15 protein-coding genes are annotated in these 18,898 nt (G+C 60.4%); 14 read left to right on the top strand and 1 reads right to left on the bottom strand.

From position 1 onward, the window contains the following. Positions 1-70: 70 nt before the first annotated feature. The gene (locus RE418_RS15900) at positions 71-1,102 is read left to right on the top strand and encodes an NADP-dependent oxidoreductase (RefSeq protein ID WP_025303276.1); all 1,032 of its coding nucleotides are present in this window, start codon (positions 71-73) and stop codon (positions 1,100-1,102) included. A 34-nt stretch (positions 1,103-1,136) separates the two neighbouring features. Here RE418_RS15900 and pcp read toward each other — a convergent pair whose 3' ends face one another. After that, a complete protein-coding gene (pcp, locus tag RE418_RS15895) occupies positions 1,137-1,784 on the bottom strand; it encodes a pyroglutamyl-peptidase I (RefSeq protein ID WP_346402140.1) in 648 nt (215 codons plus the stop codon). A gap of 97 nt (positions 1,785-1,881) precedes the next feature. Here pcp and RE418_RS15890 point away from each other — a divergent pair, with 97 nt between their 5' ends. The 13 genes from RE418_RS15890 (at position 1,882) to tssM (ending at position 18,885) form a co-directional block, all read left to right on the top strand. Next, a complete protein-coding gene (locus tag RE418_RS15890) occupies positions 1,882-2,814 on the top strand; it encodes a LysR family transcriptional regulator (RefSeq protein ID WP_025303278.1) in 933 nt (310 codons plus the stop codon). Positions 2,815-3,326: 512 nt separating this feature from the next. Next, positions 3,327-5,666, top strand: coding sequence for a type VI secretion system tip protein TssI/VgrG (locus RE418_RS15885; protein WP_346402141.1), 2,340 nt, complete (start codon positions 3,327-3,329; stop codon positions 5,664-5,666). A 10-nt stretch (positions 5,667-5,676) separates the two neighbouring features. After that, positions 5,677-6,066 carry a DUF3592 domain-containing protein gene (locus RE418_RS15880; protein WP_025303280.1) on the top strand — a complete coding sequence of 130 codons (390 nt, stop codon included), beginning with the start codon at positions 5,677-5,679 and terminating at the stop codon, positions 6,064-6,066. A gap of 100 nt (positions 6,067-6,166) precedes the next feature. Beyond that, positions 6,167-6,667, top strand: coding sequence for a hypothetical protein (locus RE418_RS15875; RefSeq protein ID WP_346402142.1), 501 nt, complete (start codon positions 6,167-6,169; stop codon positions 6,665-6,667). A gap of 171 nt (positions 6,668-6,838) precedes the next feature. Next, a complete protein-coding gene (locus RE418_RS15870; RefSeq protein ID WP_197822363.1) occupies positions 6,839-9,391 on the top strand; it encodes a DUF2169 domain-containing protein in 2,553 nt (850 codons plus the stop codon). Next, a complete protein-coding gene (locus RE418_RS15865) occupies positions 9,388-10,455 on the top strand; it encodes a pentapeptide repeat-containing protein (RefSeq protein ID WP_043138675.1) in 1,068 nt (355 codons plus the stop codon). Before RE418_RS15870 ends, RE418_RS15865 begins: the two co-directional genes overlap by 4 nt. A 30-nt stretch (positions 10,456-10,485) precedes the next feature. Then, entirely contained in the window at positions 10,486-11,121 is a 636-nt protein-coding gene (locus tag RE418_RS15860) for a DUF3540 domain-containing protein (protein WP_025303284.1), read from the top strand. A gap of 16 nt (positions 11,122-11,137) precedes the next feature. After that, on the top strand, positions 11,138-11,530 hold the full coding sequence (locus tag RE418_RS15855) for a DUF4150 domain-containing protein (RefSeq protein ID WP_004934933.1): 393 nt from the start codon (positions 11,138-11,140) through the stop codon (positions 11,528-11,530). A 48-nt stretch (positions 11,531-11,578) separates the two neighbouring features. Continuing rightward, entirely contained in the window at positions 11,579-12,079 is a 501-nt protein-coding gene (tagV, locus tag RE418_RS15850; protein ID WP_197826500.1) for a type VI secretion system accessory protein TagV, read from the top strand. 29 nt (positions 12,080-12,108) lie between these two features. After that, on the top strand, positions 12,109-12,639 hold the full coding sequence (gene tssJ / locus RE418_RS15845) for a type VI secretion system lipoprotein TssJ (RefSeq protein WP_049209066.1): 531 nt from the start codon (positions 12,109-12,111) through the stop codon (positions 12,637-12,639). A 40-nt stretch (positions 12,640-12,679) separates the two neighbouring features. Further along, positions 12,680-14,026 carry a type VI secretion system baseplate subunit TssK gene (gene tssK / locus RE418_RS15840; RefSeq protein ID WP_025303287.1) on the top strand — a complete coding sequence of 449 codons (1,347 nt, stop codon included), beginning with the start codon at positions 12,680-12,682 and terminating at the stop codon, positions 14,024-14,026. Between the two features lie 21 nt (positions 14,027-14,047). Further along, positions 14,048-15,250, top strand: a complete 1,203-nt coding sequence (locus tag RE418_RS15835) for a DotU family type VI secretion system protein (RefSeq protein ID WP_049272050.1) — start codon at positions 14,048-14,050, stop codon at positions 15,248-15,250. Then, on the top strand, positions 15,250-18,885 hold the full coding sequence (tssM, locus tag RE418_RS15830; RefSeq protein ID WP_399675248.1) for a type VI secretion system membrane subunit TssM: 3,636 nt from the start codon (positions 15,250-15,252) through the stop codon (positions 18,883-18,885). The genes RE418_RS15835 and tssM overlap by 1 nt, the downstream gene beginning before the upstream one ends. Positions 18,886-18,898: the final 13 nt, after the last annotated feature.

The raw sequence follows: 18,898 nt of genomic DNA, 5'->3' as shown, positions 1-18,898 counted from the left end.
GTAACGTTGCCTTGCCGCCCCTGGACTAGGCTTAACGAATCTTGTTTGTCGCAACGCAAAGGAGCTTTCGATGTCCCCTTCTCAACAGAACCGCCGCTTCCTGCTGGCTTCGCGTCCGCACGGCGAACCGACGGCGGCCAACTTCCGTCTCGATACCGTCCCCGCACCGCAGCCCGCCGCCGGGCAGCTGGTGCTGCGCACTGTTTATCTGTCGCTGGATCCTTATATGCGCGGGCGCATGAGCGATGCCCCCTCCTACGCGCCGCCGGTGGAGATCGGTCAGGTCATGGTGGGCGGTACGGTATCGCGCGTGGCGGCTTCACAGCATCCCGATTTCAACGTCGGCGATTGGGTGTTGGGTTATGACGGCTGGCAGGATTACGCCCTGTCTGACGGCAGCGGCCTGCGCAACCTAGGCCCGCACCTGCCGCATCCTTCCCGCCTGCTGGGCGTGCTGGGCATGCCGGGATTTACCGCTTACATGGGGTTGCTCGACATCGGCCAACCGCAGGCAGGTGAAACGCTGGTGGTCGCCGCCGCCAGCGGTGCGGTCGGTTCGGTGGTCGGCCAAATCGGGAAGCTGAAAGGCTGCCGCGTCGTCGGCGTCGCCGGCGGTGCGGAAAAATGCCGCTATGTGGTGGAAGAGTTGGGTTTCGACGCCTGTCTCGATCACCGCGCCCCTGACTTTGCCGAACAGCTGGCGGCCGCCTGCCCAAAAGGCATCGACATCTATTACGAAAACGTCGGTGGGGCGGTGTTCGACGCCGTGCTGCCGCTGTTGAACACCAAAGCACGCATTCCGGTGTGCGGCATCATCGCCCATTACAATGCCACCGGATTACCTGCGGGGCCGGACCGCTTGCCCCTGCTGGAAGGGCTGATCCTGCGCAAACGCATCCGCATGCAGGGCTTTATCATCTTCGACGACTACGGCTCACGCTTTGACGAATTCTTGCAACAAATGAGCAGTTGGGTCGAACAGGGGAAAATCAAGTTCCGCGAGGACATCGTTGATGGGCTGGAGCAGGCGCCGCAGGCGTTTATCGGCCTGCTGCAGGGCAAAAACTTCGGCAAACTGGTGATCCGCGTCGCCGACGAATAACCCGTAGCAGGGCGTGGTACACCACGCCCTGCTTTTAATGTACGGCGCCGTCGCCGAATCGCACATCTTCCTCTACCGTCAGCGTCACCTGTACGACCGTGCGCACCGCTTCCACCATCGTCGCCAGCGCCATGCTCGGCTTGCCCGGATGGGACGCCGCCAGTTCATGACTGTACGGAATATGTACGAATCCACCCCTGACACTCACGTGCTGCGTCTCCAGATAGTGCCGCAGACCGTAAAAAATATGGTTGCAGTTATAGGTACCTGCCGTATAAGAGACCGCCGCCGGGATCCCCTGTCGGCGCAGCTGCTGCACTGCGGCCTTCACCGGCAACGTGCTAAAATACCCTACCGGCCCGCCCGCCACCACCGGTACGTCGATCGGCTGTTTACCGGCATTGTCGGGAATGCGGGCATCGATCAGATTGATGGCCACCCGTTCCAGCGAAATCTCGGCCCGGCCGCCGGCCAGGCCCAGACAAATCACCGCCAGCGGCTGCAGCGCCTCAATCGCCGCGATCAATTGCTGATTGGCCATGCCCAATACGCAGGGCAGCTCGAGCACCGCGATCTCCGCGCCGGCAATATGTTCACCGGCCAGCGCCTGCGCAATTTGCCAGGAAGGATTCACCGCATCGCCATCGAACGGCTCAATGCCGGTGACCAAGACTTTGTTCATCATTTCCCCTGATTGAAGGCTAAATTTGTGTGCTTTCAGCCTAAAGAACACAGTATGATTCTGGAAATGGATTATCTGTATATAGAGTATTCATAAAATGAATTTAGCCAGCGTCGATCTCAACTTGCTGGTGGTGTTTGAGGCGTTGTATCAGACGCGCAACGTCACCGCCGCAGGCCGGCGTCTTAACCGCGCTCAGCCCTCCGTCAGCAATGCATTGGCGCGGCTGCGCATTCTTCTCAACGATCCCCTGTTTGTGCGCAGCGGCGGCGGCATGTCACCCACGCCGCGCGCCCACCAATTGATGCCGCAAATACAGCAGGTGCTTGAACAGATCCATCTGGCGTTGGCCCCCCCTGCCCGTTTCGATCCGGCCACCGCCGGGCAGCGGCGTTTTACGCTGGCGGCCGGCGACTATGCCGATATCTTGCTGCTGCCCACCCTCATCAGCCGGTTGCGTCAGACCGCCCCCGGCATCGATATTCGCGTTTCGCGTCTGGATCGCCACAATATTTATCGGCAACTGGATCGCGGCGAGGTGGATATCGCGCTGGGAGGACATCTTTCCGGTGCGGAAAGCCACTATGTGCGCACGTTGTTTGAAGAGCACCTGGTGTGTATCGCCAGCCGTTCACACCCCCAGCTGGCGGATGGCCGCTGGGATCTGGCACGCTACCTGAGCCTGCCGCATGGGCTGTACGCACCGGCAGACGATGGCTCTGCCAGAGGGCTGGTCGACCGGCGTCTGGCGGAAATCGGCGGTCAGCGGCGAGTCGCCGTGACCTTTTCACATATTGCCGCTCTGCCGGCCGTGGTCGCCGACAGCGATCTGATCGCCACGCTGGCCGCCAGCGCGGCCCGGCATTTTTCCGATCCGCAACGCGTACGCATTCTCCCACTGCCTGACGAGTTGGCCATCGCGCCTTTCCCCATTGAGCTGATCGCCGGCCGGCAGGCGCAACGCGACCCGGCTTTAATCTGGCTCTGCGAGCTGGTAGGTCAACTCTCCTTCGACTCCTCTCCACGTTAACGACGGTATTCGCTGCATTTTCAACCGTTCAAACGCATGTTCCCAGGCCCGTCGGTGGGCCCTGGGACGCCCACCAAATAGGAATCATCCGAATTAACATTCGCCAAATTTATATATTTGATCATCTTTAACTGGCAAATGGTAAGGATAAAAAACAGTCAGCGACTTTTTTTACGTAAAAAAAGAGTTGTTTTATAAGCACGTTGACTTATGTGTTACACATTTATTCTTTGGTATTACCAATTTCCCAATAATTTGAGATAAAAAATGATCTGCTCGCATCTATATGTTTTAGATAATAAAAAACAAGATCGTGAGCAAGTTAACGAATTGAGCATTGATCCACAAGGCTATTTTGCAAATGCAGAGCTCTATTGTAGACTGCACAAATCGTGCCTTTGTGTAAACTTTGTTAAATCTTTCGTCAGTTCCTGTCTCTATTCGTGACAGATACGCCATCGGGATCGCGCGTCAATTCTCGTGCGGTAGCTATGCCTAAAGCGGGGAATAGTATGGATCGTCTTATCATTGCGCACACGCCCTTGCCCTCCCATCAGCTGTTGTTCAGAAGCCTTTCCGGCGAGGAAAAACTGGCCGGATTGTTCGAGTTCGACGTCGAGTTGCTCAGCCCCGACAATCGGCTCGATCTGAAAGCGCTGCTGGGACAAAAAATCACGCTGGAGCTGCGGGGCAATCCGTTGGCACCGCGTTATCTCAACGGCAATATCACGCGCATGACCCTCTCCGGCCGAGAAGCTGGCGGCAACCGTTACTATATCTACCGCGCCGTGCTGCGCCCCACGCTGTGGTATCTGACGCAAAACCGCGATTTTCGCATCCACCAGGAAAAAACCGTTCCCGACATCCTGACTCAGGTGCTGGGGCAGTATCAGGTGAAAATCGATAACCGCCTGAGTTACGACTACCGCATCTGGGGATACTGCGTGCAGTATCAGGAGAGCGATTTCGATTTCATCAGCCGTCTGATGGAACACGAAGGCATCTATTATTATTTCACGCACCAGCAAGACGGCCATACGCTGGTGCTGGCTGACGCGCCGGCGGCCCATCAGGAACTCGCCGGCTACGCCAGCATTCCCTACCAGCTCGCGGAAGGCGGCCTGGTGGAAAACAAGGACAGCATCAATAGCTGGAGCGTTTCTGACGCCATCACGCCCAGCCTCTATAGCCTGGATGACTACGATTTTCGTAAGCCACGCGCGCGGTTGCTGGAGGCCCGGCAGAATCCCGCCTCGTTCGCGCAGGACAAAGCCGAGGTGTTCGACTGGCCCGGTCGCTATACCGATCACTCCCACGGCCAGTTTTACGTCAAGGTTCGCCAACAGGAGTTCGAAGCGCAGCACGAGCAGATGAGCGGCGAAGGCAATTCGCAGGGCATTGCGCCCGGCTACCGTTTTCAACTGACCCAGGCGCCGCGTATGGAAGACAACCGCGCCTACCTGGTGGTCAGCGCGCAGTACTTCATGCAGGAAAACAGCTACGCCAGCAACGATAATGATGTTGGCGAGCAGCGAACCGAATTTCAGGTCGTTCCGGCGGACATCAATTGGCGCCCGGCGCGCACCACACCTTGGCCGAAAACCCACGGCCCGCAAACTGCCGAAGTAGTGGGCCCGGAAGGCGAAAGCATCTGGACCGATAAATATGGCCGGGTGAAACTCAAATTCCGTTGGGATCGCCACGGCAGCGGCAATGAAACCAGTTCCTGTTGGGTGCGCGTCTCGAGCGCCTGGGCCGGCTGGAAATACGGTGGGATCCAGATCCCGCGCGTGGGTGAGGAAGTGGTGGTCGACTTTATCAACGGCGATCCGGATCGCCCTATCATCACCGGCCGCGTTTACAACGAAGACAGCATGCCGCCGTGGGATCTGCCCGGCGACGCCACTAAAATGGGCTTTATGAGCCGCAGTAAAGGCGGCGGCGCCGACAACGCCAGCTTCCTGTTCCTGGAAGACTCGCCCGGCAACGAATCGTTCGACATGCATGCCGAACGCAACATGAACATGACGGTGGAAAACGACAAGAACGTCAATATTGACGGCAGTCGCACCACCACCATCGGGCGCCAGCAGGACGACACCGTCACCGGCGACGCCACGTTCCTGTACAAAGCGAAACGCACGACGACCGTCAATGGGCTGGACACCGCCAACCTGAACGCTCACCAGACGGTGAACATCAAAGGCGGCCGCGACCTGACGATTATCGACGGCGGCGATAAAATCGACATCACCGGCAATCAGTCTTTCAAGCTTGACGGCGCGCAGACGCAAAACATTACGCAAACCCAGCATGTCACGGTGAAAGGCAACCAGACCCTCGACATTACCGAAGGGCAACAGACCAGCACCATCAAGCAGGGGCAGACCGTCAACATCACCGCCGGCGGTCAGCACACCACCATTACTGCCGGCGGGCAAGTCCTGACGATTGAAGCGGGCGGCCAGACCGCTACCGTGACCGGGGATGTCACCGAAACCTATAATAATAACCAGAACACGACGATCACCGGCACGCTGACCATCAAGGCGAAAACCATTGATATCACCAGTGCGGACGGCGTCTCGGTACAAACGCCGAACTGGAAAGATAACTGCCACGGCTGGAAATGGGTGGCGACCGGGGCCAATTTTGCCTTCTACGGCTCCAATCTTTCGTTGACGGCGACCAGCCTTAAACACACGATGCTGGATATCTCGCATAACCCGCTGTCGATCAGCAAAACCAATTTCAAGCTCAGTAATGATCCCATGACGTTCACTCAGCTTGGCGCGCTGGTCACCAACGGTGCCTTACGATTGAGCACCAAGGCGCTGGCGATCTTCTTGTAAAGGGACTCCCATGTCGAAGGCCAAAAATGTTTTCACCGTTATCGGGTTGATTTTATTGGCTCCCATCCTCAGTCTGGTGGGCTTTTTCAAATTCATCACGGTCGATATCTGGGGTTATTTCAAACATATCGGTTCTTCCCTCAGCGTGATGGAGAACGGTATTTCCGCCTCTGGGCAAATCGTCAGCATTCGCCAGACCAACCTGTGGGACGGAAATCGGCCGGTCTGCGAAGTCGAAGTCAAGTACATCGCCCAAGACGGGAAAAACCATACGGCCGTGGCGAAAGGCCCGATCAGCGTCGTGGATCTGCCTCGTTATCAGCCGGGCCATTTCACCGCGATAAAGTACGACCCGAAGAACCCCAAAAAAGCGGTGATCGAAGAGCTTTCCCGGCTTTAAGCGAAAAGGATCCCTCAATCACGCGATCCGATTTCAACGTTCTGCAAACGGCTTATCGTTCATCAGTTCGCTAAATCACCTTGCATAAGGAAGTGTCACGATGGGCGCGTTCATTGCCTTTTCGACGCAGGACAGCCTCTGGGGACAGATCCTGTTTACCGTCTTTGGCATCCTGGTCGGCTGCGTATTGCTCGCTGCGATCGGCAAAACCTTTTTGTCGGCAAGCCAAGCGGCCGCCTTACCCATGCGGTTGCTGATCTTTGTCGCGCTGATGCTGGCGCTCCTGAAATACAATCAGCAGGTGATGTCTGCAGTGAATGCTCCCGCAGAGCTGATCGGGTTCCTGATTTTGCCCGGTTTTTTGATGCGTTACCTCGGTGCGGCGACACCCGGCAGACTGACGCTGGCGATAGAGCTGCCCTGTTTTGCGGCGCTCGTCGCGCTGCTGGTTCTGAGCACCGCCGGCGTCGGATTTTTTGCGCCCTATCACCTGGAGAGCACCGGCCAATTTACCGCCAAGGCGATCGCCGCGTCATTGTCCGTCGCCGCCGTGCTGCTGGCTCGCGGAATAAACGGGAAGGACAACGCACTGTCCTCTTGATCATCCATTTCGAAGTGGGACTCTCCCCGCATTAGCGATCGGCGCTGAACGCCGCATCGTTTTCTTCATCTGTTGTGACATAGCCTGATATCTATTAAACCGAAAAACGGATTGTTTTTGAGCAAGCAGCCTGGCTGCCAGCTGATATCCACAGGAAGCTTTACACACACAATGAAAGTCGTAAAACCTCTGCGCCTCAGCGCGCTTCATCGCCCCTTCTCTTGGCAAGGGCAAAATCATCTGGGCGTTTCCGTTTTGGCCTTGGCCGACATGGGGGCCTCCCCGCGTCTGCGCCCCGAACCGGAACTGTGGCAGTTGGCCGCCGACGAACTTACGTTAAGTGGCGGCGTGCTCGATCTGGCTATCCCAAAAGCCTGTGCGGAGTTTCTCGCCACTGGCAACGCCTACACCCACCATCAACAAGACAAAACCGCCTGCGCCGTGAAGATCCAGTTTGATTCGCTGGAGAAAACGCTGGTGGTTTTCGGCGATCGCCATTGGATCAACGATCGTCCCTCCACGCCTCTTCCCTTTGCAGAAATGCGTCTGGACTGGCGCCGGGCTTACGGCGGCACCCAGTTCGCCGATAATCCGCACGGCATCGGCGCCACTCCCGAAACATTTCCGCAGGGCCGCATCCATCGCCTACCCAATGTTGAACCGCTGCAGGGACGCCTTGCGTCTCCTCGGCAAAGCGCCCTGCCGGCAAGCTTTGACGCGCTGGATATCACCTGGCCGCGTCGCTTCTCCCGCATCGGTAAAAACTACGACGCCGACTGGTTGAAACACGGCTTTCCCGGCTTCGCCAACGATATCGACTGGCGCCTGTTCAACATGGCGGAAAGCGATCAGCAGTTTCCTCAACGTGATAGCTTGCCGCCGCGGGCTGCCTATCGGATTTGGAATATGCACCCTTCAGAACCGGTGCAGCAAGGGCATTTACCGCCGTGGCGCGCGCGCTGCTTCATCAACCGACTGTGCGGCGGTGAAACGCATTTCGAAGAGATCGCGATGCGCCATACCACCGTCTGGTTCTTCCCGCATCGGGAACAGATGCTGTTGATCTATCAGGGTAGCGCGCGCATCAATGAGGACGATGCCGCCGACGTGATGCAACTGATGCCGGCCCTGGAAACCGAAGGGGAGCCCCGTTCCACAGCGCATTATCGGCAGGTGTTGGCCCAGCGGCTGGATAAAGAACAGGGTGCTTTGCACGCTTTTCGCGAACAAGAATTGCTGCCGGAGGCGTGCATCGGTGCCTGGCTGGATACGGAAACGCCGACGCAGCAAAGCCCAATGGCGGAAAATATCGCCGCCTACGAGCACCAGCAGCGCGAAGAGCATCGCCAGCGCCTGCTGCGTGAAGGCCAGGACATAGATGAACTGTTCCCGCTACCGTCGCAAGAAGCGCCGCCGAAGCTGGACCAACTCGCCGAATTCGTCGAGCGTCTGGAAAGCCAGGCCGAGGTGCAGTATCAGGACATGCTCAAGCTGGCGCACGCCGAGGGTATCGACCCGCTTAACCCCGGAGGGGATCACGTGTCGCCCTCCGGTGCGGAAAGCTACCAGCAGCAGCGCGATCTGCTGTTCCAGGAGGCGCGCCAGCATCCCGACGCGTTCAGCGAGAAGCAGCTGGGGGAAAGCGAGCGCGCGCTGCACCAAATGTATTTAATGTCAGCGCAGGCGCAAAGCCCTGCACTGCGCTTAAGTGGCGATCTGGCGCAAATCATTCGCCAACGCGTCGCCGCCGCCATGCTGCGCGATAAAGATCTCAGCGGCCTTGATCTCACCGGCGCCGATCTGTCCGGCATGGATCTCTGCCAGGCTAACTTACGCGGCGCTTTATTGGAAAACGCCAATCTACGCCAAACCCGACTGGTGGGTTGCGATCTTCGCGAGGCGATGTTGGCGCGCGCCGATCTCAGCGGCGCCGTCTTGCAGCAGGCCGATCTGAGCCACGCCTCTTTGGCCCTGGCGAAATGCGAAGCGACAGATTTCGGCGGCGCGCAGCTGCATGAGACTAATATTCAGCAAACGTTGTTTCAACGCTGCGATTTCACGATGGCGTCATTACGCGATTTGCTGGGATACGAAACCTTGCTCGGACAATGTGATTTCAGCCGCGCCACGCTGGCCAACATTACCCTGATGGAACTGCAGCTGGAGCAGTTGACATTCAGCCACGCCCGGCTCGACAAAGTCAGCTTCGTCAAATGCCGGTTGCTGGCGGTGAACTTCAGTCAGGCGCGGCTGGAAAGTTGCGCCTGGGTTGACACCGAGACGCAAAGCCTCAGCTTCCACGCCGCACGTCTCACGGCCTGCGCCTTTGCAGCGAAGACACTGTTGCCGCAGGCGGATTTCAGCGACGCGACGCTAAACCAGTGCAATTTACGCCAGATGCCGTTGCAGCGGGCCAATTTTAGCCGGGCGCGTCTCAATAATTGCGATCTGTCGGAAACCCGATTGAACGAGGCCGATTTCCGCCAGGCCAACGGCAGTGGCAGCCTGTTCCTCCGCAGCGATTTGTCTCGCGCCAGCCTGCGCGATGCCAATTTCATTGCGGCTATCCTGCAAAAATGCGTGCTGTCAGGCGCCGACCTGCAGGGCGCCAATCTGTTCCGGGCTGACCTGTCGCAGTCGCAAGTGGATCAGGCAACCCGGCTAGAGAGAGCCTATACCGCCAGGGTGAAAACATTGCCTCGCCACAACGGGAAGGAAGTATGACCTCAAAACCAGAGCAGATACGCCAGCGCGTAAAACGCGGCGAGCCGATCGCCGGAGAGGACTTGCACGGTCTGTCATTCGCCGGTCTGGATTTGGCCGGCGGCATGTTCAACGAACTGAACCTGAACGGCGTGAACTTCTCTGACTGCGATCTGCGCGACAGCGTTTTCAGCGATTGCCAGCTCGAACACGCACAATTTACGCGGGCGGATCTGAAGCAAACGGCCTTCAATCAGTGCGCCATGTCGGCCAGCCGCTTCAGCGAGAGCCATATCGAACTGACGATGTTCAACGATTGTCGGCTTGAACAGAGCGACTTCAGCCGGCTGTCGCTCAACCAAAGTCACTGGATGTCGTGCCAATTGGCCGGCGCGAATTTTTCCGCCACTCAGCACGATCGCACTACCTTTTACGAAAGCCCGCTCGACGGCGCCATGTTGAATCAGGCGCGCTTATGCCTTGTCACGTTCTTTCGATTAAATCTCTGTAAAACGCAGTTTGAAGGCGTGAACTTCGACCGCGTCACGTTTTTCGAATGTGACCACCGCGGCAAAAGTTACGCCGGGCAGAGCCTGATCGCCTGCCAGTTTACCGATAACCAATTGGACGACGTCGACTTCAGCCAGGCGACGCTGCGCCAGAGCAATTTCAAGGGCGCTTCGCTGCGGCGCGCCAACCTGACCAGCGTACAGGCGCAGCAGTCGCTGTGGCTGGAGGCCAATCTGACTCAGGCGCAGTGTCGCGGCGGGCAGTTCGATCAGGCGATCTTCAGCGAAGCGACGTTGGATGCCGCCAACTTCAGCCAGGCGCGCCTGTATCAATGCGTATTTCAGCACAGCCGATCGGCGCGTTGTGATTTCAGCGACAGCGACCTGACCTACGCCGACTTCTGTTATGCCGACATTGGCGCCGCCGATTTCCGGCGCGCGCGCTTTATGCGCACCCGTATGCATCGCGCCCACCAGCAGCAAACGCGCTGGAGCGATCGCAGCGGGATCCTCGAGAGCGACGAAGAGCTGTACGCCGCCGAAACCTGGAGCGCACAGCGCCAGAGCCGAATCTGAATGCATTGACCACTTCACGAGGGGATCACCATGAGCGTTGCCAACACAACTCGCGCCGTCAACATCGCACCGCCCCAACAGGCCGCTGGCCAGGTCGTCAACCTGTTGCCGGACGGCAGTCTGGTGGTGGAATGTGAAGGTCGTGGCTGGCATTGTCGCCGGGCGGCGAGCTGCCTGCTGACGCCGGCCCTCGGCGATAACGTGCTGGTCGCCGGCTGCGGCCACCAGCTGTGGGCGATCGCCGTCCTCGAGCGGGCAGAGCCGCAAAGCACGGCGCGGCTCTGCGTCGCAGGCGATCTGCAGATTGAAACGCCGAACGGCTCGCTGTCGTTGCACAGCGCGCAGGCGCTGAAACTGAGCGGCGACGCCATGACGCTGCAGGCGAACAGCGGCGACTGCCACGTCGACAAGATGAAATACAGCGGCGAAGAGCTGTCGGCCTTCGTCAGCATCAGCCGTTTGGTCGGTAAACGCTGCGAGTCGCTGTGGCATTCGGTCAGCCAGATCAGCCATTCGCTGTTCCGCAAAGTGCGCCAAACCGAGCACGTGCGCGCCGGGCAGCTGGATTATCAGGCGGAAGATTACGCCCGCATTCATGCCCGCAACACGCTCATTACCTCAAAAGACATCACCAAGCTGGATTCGGAACAAATCCACGTCGGATAACCTGCGGAGGCCTTTTATGTTTGCCAACAGCCAAATGATCGGCGTGGACCTGGCGTTTCCCGACGTCTGTCTGACGCCAAGCCCGGCGCCGGTGCCCGTACCCTACCCGGATATCGCCCTCGCGCCGACCGCCATCCCGAACGCGTTCAACATTCTGTTCGTCGGTACCCCGGCGCACAACATGGCGACGGTAACGCCCCTGACCAACGGCGACAACCCCGGCGTAGCCACCGGTGTCGCTTCCGGGACGGTGATGGGGCCATCCCGCCACCTGACCGGCGCCTTTACCGTGTTGCTCAAAGGCACTCCGGCCACCCGGCTGACCAGCCTCAGCCTGCAGAATTCCACCAACGCGCTCGGCATGCGCATCGTGCCGAGCCAATTAAAAGTGTTGCTGCTTGCGCCCTGATGACGGCGCCTTATTACACAGCCATTCAATCAAGAAAAAGAGGACATTGTGAAAACACGGATTACCCTGACGCTGCTGACCGCCCTGACGCTTGCCGGTTGTTCCACCCCGCCGCCACCGCCGCCGGCGCTCAATAACGACGCCCTCATCAGCAGTGAAGTCAACGGCGTCACCCTGCAGCACCGCGCCGCGGTAAGCGCGCCGAAACAGTTCAAGCCGATCGGTGAGGAGTACCGCAGCCTGTATGCCGCCAGCATCATGAGTAGCCCGAATTATACCGGCACCGCCGTCGGCAGCCTGGACAACGCCGCCGCGTTCTACGCGCTGGGCGAAGTGGAAAACAACTGGCTGGCGATCTCCGCCATCCGCGGCGGCGACCTGGTGGGTTATATCCAGGCCAACGCCGGCGTGCCGGAAGCGCGCTACAAATCAACGCTGCGCAAAGATCTGCCGCGTCGCGCGCGCGCCGCCAAACAGGACTGCGTCAAAGTCGGCGGCGACAGCAAGGCGTGTAAAAACGCCGGCTCAGCCACCTGGATCCTCCAGTAGTCAGCACGCCTGCGGGCGACGAGATTCCTATGATGACGACCCCTATCGCTTCCCGCTGGTGCGGGATGCTGTTTCTGCTGCTGGGCGCGCTGGCGCTCGGCGGCTGCATGTCTTCCGCCAAAAGCGTGCCGTCGCGTTACAGTCTGGTGTTTGACGCTGACCGCCAGGTCAACGCCGCCGCCGGCGCGCAACCTGCGCCGATCAAAATTCGCGTGCTGCTGCTGCGCTCGGATGCGGAATTCATGGATGCCGACTTCTTCAGTCTGCAAAACGACGCCAAAAGCGTGCTCGGCAACAGCCTGCTGGACAGCGATCAGTTCTTCCTGACGCCAGGCCAGACCGGCAAGAAGCTCGGTGGGCAAAGCGCATTGGACGCACGTTACATCGGCGTGATCGCCGAATATCAAAATCTGGACGGCAAGACCTGGCGCATGTCACTGCCGCTGCCGGAACCTACCGAAACCAATTTCTACAAGGTATGGCAATTCTCGCCGGATGAGCTGGAAGCGCATATCGTCGCGGGCGTGAGTGGCCTGCGCCCCGTAAAAAAGGTCGACTGACCTACCGCTGCGCTGAAGCGAAGTAACTATAGGTGTGATGATGAAAGATGCTCATAAGGTTGTCTGGACTGAGGGGATGTTTTTGCGCCCTCACCATTTCCAGCAGGCGGAAAACTATCTCGAAGGCTATATGCGCAACTGGGGCCAGGCCCACAGCGGCTGTTTCTGGGGGTTCCTCACCCTGGATCTGGACCAAACGCTGCTGCGCCAGGGCAAGATTGCGCTCAACGCCGCCAGCGGCATCATGCCGGACGGCACGCCGTTTCGCTTCTCCGGCGCCCAGCAGGCGCCCGCGCCGCTGACCATCGCTGAAAACAAGACCGGTGAAAACGTGGTGCTGGCTCTGCCGACCTACCGCGCGGGGCGTGAAGACGTGATCTTTCAGGAAAGCCCGGAGGCGCTGGCGCGCTATCTGGCTTATGAGAACGAAGTCGACGATCTCAACGCCGTCTCGGTGGGCAGCGCGGCCTTGCAGTTCGGTCGCCTGCGCCTGCGGCTGATGCTGGAGAGTGAGCTCAACGCCGAATGGACGGCGCTCGGCGTTACCCGCGTGCTGGAAAAGCGCGGTGACAACAGCCTGCGTCTCGATACCACGCAGATCCCGCCGATGCTGAACTGCCAGGGCAACCCGGTACTGAAAACCTTCATCAACGATCTGCAGGGCCTGCTGCAACAGCGCAGCCAGCAGATGAGCCAGCGCCTGCTGCAGCCGGGCCGCGGCGGCAGTTCCGAAATGGTCGATTTCATGCTGCTGCAGTTGATCAACCGCCATCTCGGCCAGGTGAGCCACGCCTACCACCTCGATCATCTGCACCCGGAGCGCCTGTTCGCCGATTGGCTGCAGTTCGCCACCGAGCTCGCCAGCTTCTCGGCGCAGCGCACCCCGGAAGGCCGCCTACCGGTGTATGACCACGACAACCTGGCGCTGTGCTTCGGCAAGCTGATGCTGTTGCTGCGTCAGGGGCTGTCGGTGGTGCTGGAAGACAACGCCATTCAGCTGACGCTGGTCGAACGCTCCCACGGGCTGAACGTCGCCACCGTGCAGGACGCCAAAATGATGCGCGACTTCGGCTTCGTGCTGGCAGTGCGCGCCGACGTGGCCGCCGAGGTGTTGCTGACCCACTTCCCGGCGCAGATGAAGATCGCCCCGGTCACGCGCATCCGCGATCTGGTGCAGCTGCAGCTGCCGGGCATCGGTCTGCGCACCATGCCCGCTGCGCCGCGCCAGATCCCCTATCACGCCGGCTACACCTACTTCGAGCTGGAAAAAGGCGGCGACCTGTGGAAACAGATGGAGAAATCCAGCGCCTTCGCCCTGCACCTGGCCGGCGAATTCCCGGGGCTGGATATGGAATTTTGGGCGATTCGCAGCCATACGGACCGGTAACCTATGACTCAGGAAAATAGCATGGCGCCGGCGGCCAACCCGCTGGTAGACGCCGCCAACCCGCTGCTGAACGCCATTTCGCAGATCCGCCAATCGGCCACGCACGCCAACCCGGCGCAGCTGCGCCAACAGCTGATTGACGAAATGCGCCGCTTCGAGATCCGCGGCCAACGCGCCAACCTGCCTTACGAGGTGATCATCGGCGCGCGTTATTGTCTGTGCACCGCGCTGGATGAAGCGGCGGCGCTGACCCCGTGGGGCAGCAACAGCGTGTGGTCCGGCAGCGGGCTGCTGGTGACTTTCCATAACGAAACCTGGGGCGGCGAGAAGTTTTTCCAGCTGCTGGCCAAGCTGTCGCAAAGCCCGCGCGAGCACATCAACCTGCTGGAACTGATCAATTATTGCCTGCTGTTGGGCTTTGAAGGCCGCTACCGGGTGATGGAAAACGGCCGCTCACAGCTGGAAACCATGAAGCAGCGCCTGCTGCAGCTGATCCGATCGGTGCGTGGCGGCTATGCCCCGCCGCTGTCGCCTCATGCGCTGGACCTGCCGGTACAGCAGAAACTGTGGCGCCCGCTGGTGCCGCTGTGGGCCTGCGTGGCGTTGACCGGCTTCCTGGCTTCGCTGCTGTTCATCGCCCTCAACTGGCGACTGGGCGACAACACCAGCCCGGTGCTGGCGGCGATTTACCAAACCAATCTGCCGCAGGTGGCGATCGGTAACCCGGCGCCGGCCGCGCCGCCGACGCTGAGCCTGAAAAGTTTCCTGCGTAAAGAGATCGCCGAGGGGTTGGTGGTGGTGCGCGACGAAGCGCAGCAAAGCGTGGTGATCCTCAAAGGTGACGGGCTGTTCGACTCCGCGGCCACCACGGTACGCGCCAACTATATCCCGGTCATCGACCGCATCGCCGCCGCCATGAACGGCGTCAGCGGCAAGATCCTGGTCACCGGCTACAGCGACAACGTGCCGATCCGCAGCGCCCGTTTCGCCTCCAACTGGGAGCTGTCGCTGGCGCGCGCCGAAGCGGTCAGCGCCCGCTTGCAAAAACACCTCGCCAACCCGCAGCGGGTCAAGGCCGAGGGCCGCGGCGAGAGCAACCCCGTCGCGCCGAACGATAACAAAGTGAACCGCGCGTTGAACCGCCGGGTAGAAATTACGCTGTTGGTCGCCCCTGAAAACACCCAGGCGGAAATCAACGGCTTGCCGCAAGGAACCGGAAAGTAATGCTCAGTACGTTATTCTCCATCATCACCAGCCGCCTGCTGTGGGGCTTTGTCGGCATCACCGCGCTGGCGTTCATCATCTGGACGATCGGCCCGCTGGTGGCCATCGGCGACTATCGCCCGCTGGAGCCGGAACTCAACCGCCAGATCGCCATCGGCGTGATTTACCTGATCTGGTTCCTGTGCCGCCTGATCCCGCGCCTCTACAGTGCCTGGTTCAACAGCCGCCTGCTGAGCAATCTGCGCGCCGCCGAAGCGGTGCCGGCGGAAGACGGCAAGCCCGAGGTCAAACAAGACGATCAGTTGGCGCAGCGTTTCGACGAAGCGGCGCAGCTGCTGAAAAAGGCGCGCTTCGCACCGGGCCAGGGCGACGGTAAACATCGCTGGATGACCCGCTTCAGCCGTCAATATCTGTACCAGTTGCCGTGGTATGTGATCATCGGCGCGCCCGGCGCCGGCAAAACCACCGCGCTGGTCAACTCCGGCCTGCACTTCCCGCTGGCGGATCGCTTCGGCAAAGCCGCGCTGCGCGGCGTGGGCGGCACCCGCAACTGCGACTGGTGGTTTACCAACGACGCCGTGCTGCTCGACACCGCCGGCCGCTACACCACCCAGGAAAGCCAGCGCGAAGAAGACGCCGGTGAATGGCAAAGCTTCGTCGCGCTGCTGAAAAAATACCGCACCCGCCAGCCGATCAACGGCGTGATGGTGACCATCAGCGTCGCCGATCTGCTGAGCGACAGCGCCGAAGCACGCGCCGCCCAGGCCAGCGCGCTGCGCAAACGCCTGATTGAACTGCACGAACAGTTGGGCATTCACTTCCCGGTCTATGTGCTGGTGACCAAAACCGACCTGCTCAACGGCTTTATGGCCTACTTCGGCAGCTTCGATAAAGCGCAGCGCGACCAGATCTGGGGATTCACCTTCCCTTACGAGCGCTCACGGCAGCCGGACTTCAACCTGAACGCCGCCTTCGAACAACAATGCGCCCTGCTGCAACAACGGCTGGATGCGGCGCTGCCGGATACGCTGCTGATGGAGCACGACGCGCGCCAACGCGCCGAAAGCTACCTGTTCCCGCAGGAGTTCGCCGCGCTGCGTCCGCTTCTGAGCCACTATCTGGATCAGGTGTTCGCCACCTCCAGTTTTGAAACCCGCTTTACCCCGCGCGGCATCTATTTCACCAGCGGCACCCAGGAAGGCCTGCCGTTCGACCGGGTGATGGGCGAGCTGAACCGCTACCTGCAGCTGCCGACGGCCAACTCAGGGGCGCAGGCCAACGCGGCCTGGGACAGCGTGGGCCAGGAAACGCCGATCCCGGCAGCCAAAGGTCAAAGCTTCTTCCTGAAAGAGACGCTGGAATCGGTGGTTTTCCAGGAGTCCGGGCTGGCGGGCAGCAACCGCTGGTGGGAATACCGCAACCGCGCCCTGCACTGGGCGGGGTACATCGCGCTGGCGGTGATCCTGGCGGTGCTGGCGATGCTCTGGTTCACCAGCTACGGCAACAACAAGGCCTATCTGGCGGAAGTGGCCGCCAAGGTGCCCGGCGTCGAGCGACAGGGGCAAAGCCTGACGCAGTTGGGCAACGGCGACATGTTCTCACTGCTGCCGTTCCTCAACAGCCTGCTGCATCTGCCGGACAGCCAAAACTTTTCGCTGGACGATCCGCCGTTCACCTACCGCATGGGGCTGTTCCGCGGCGATCAGGTGGGCGACGCCGGCAATGCGTTGTACCAAAAAGCGCTGAAAGAGCTGCTGCTGCCGCAGGTGGCGCAACAGATCGCCACCACGCTGCGCAACGACAACCACGGCGACGCGGACTTCAGCTACGAAGCGCTGAAGGCCTATCAGATGCTGTATCTGCCAAAGCAGTACGACGGTAAATTCCTGCGCGCCTGGGTGATGCTCAACCTGCAACGCAACCTGCCGCAGGGCAGCACGCAGAAACAGCTGCAGCAGATCGAATGGCACCTCAGCCAACTGCTGGATGCGCAGATCCAGGCCTCGCCTTACGCCAAAGACGAACAGCTGGTGGCGCAGGCGCAGGCCGCACTCAATCGGGCGCCGCTGTCGCAGCGCGTCTATGGCCGCCTCAAGCGCCTGCTGCTGAAACAGACCGACATCAAGCCGGTCAGCCTGGTCGATTTGGCCGGCCCGCAGACCGAACTGGCGTTCAGCCGCAAAAGCGGCAAACCGGTCACCGACGGCGTACCGGGCCTGTTCACCTCACAAGGGTACTGGAAAGCGTTCAACGACAACATCGACCCGGTGACCGACACCTTGCGCAAGGAAGACGTCTGGGTGTTGAACAGCCAGACGCCGGAGCAGAAAAGCGCCGATCTGACCAAGACCATCCGCCAGCTGTACATGCAAGATTTCATCAGCGCCTGGGATGAGCTGCTGGGGGATATCCAACTGGCCAACATCGGCAACCTGACCCAGCGCATCAGCAGCGCGCGCCTGCTGTCCGGCAACCCGTCGCCAATGCGCAATCTGCTGGTCAACGTCAGCAAAAACGTCACCCTGCGCGACGAAAAAAACGACGCCGATTCGCGCTCGCTGCTGGCAAAAACCGAAGATAAGCTGAACCAAAATGCCAACCGCACGCTGGAAGCGCTGTTCACCAACCGGCCGGCCAACGCCGACGGTGACGTGTCGGCCCAGCCGGAACAGCTGGTGATGGCGCACTTCGCGCCGCTGCTGGAACTGGCGCAAAGCCAGGGCGAAGGCAATAAGGCGATCCCTTTCGACAGCGTGCTGAAACAGGTCGATGAACTGTACAGTTACCTGACGGCGGTGCAGGGCGCGGCCAACAGCGGCATGTCGGCGCCGCCGAGCGACATTATCCCGCGTCTGCAGGCCGAATCCGGCCGCTTGCCGGTGCCGTTCAAACAGATGCTGCTGTCGCTGGCGATCGGCGCCAGCAGCGATACCCAGCGCAAAGAGATGGAGAACGTGAAAAAGCGCATCAGCTTCGAGGTCGGTAGCTTCTGCCGCCAGGCGATCGCCGGCCGTTATCCGCTGGTGGCCCGGGCGCGGCAGGAAGTGACGCCGGACGATCTGGCGCGCATGTTCGCGCCGAACAGCGGGCTGATGGACAGCTTCTTCCGCGACAATCTGCAGGGCAAGGTCGATACCACCCGCGCCAACTGGCGTTTCACGCCCGGCGTGGACGGCAAGACGCTGCCCGGCGGCGAAGGCATCCTGCGGTCGTTCCAGCAGGCGCAGCGCATCCGCGACGCCTTTTTCGCCAACGGCACGGCGACGCCCTCCTACCGCGTGACCGTGCGGCCGGTGCGGATGGATAACGACATCCTCAACCTGACGCTGGATATCGACGGGCAGCTGTTCAAATACAGCCACGGCCCACAGGTACCGCTGGTGGTCAGTTGGCCGGGCACCCGCAATACCAACCAGGTGCATCTGCAGCTGGCGCTGGCCAACGGCACCACCGCCAGCCTGGTGACCAGCGGACCATGGGCGCTGAATCGCCTGGTCGACATGGCGCAATCGTCGGGCACCGGCGGCCTCGGCCGCCAGGCGACGTTTAATCTCGACGGCCACCGCGTCACGCTGGAGTTCACGCCCAACAGCATCCGCAATCCGTTCCAACTGCCGGCCTTCTCGTGCCCGTAGCCCCGAAAGGACA

It is taken from the genome of Serratia sp. szju (genome assembly GCF_044594185.1).
In the GTDB taxonomy this organism is placed as follows: Bacteria; Pseudomonadota; Gammaproteobacteria; order Enterobacterales; family Enterobacteriaceae; genus Serratia; species Serratia bockelmannii.
The sequence above is the reverse complement of the archived record's forward strand: the minus strand, read 5'-3'. Positions and strand labels throughout refer to the sequence as shown.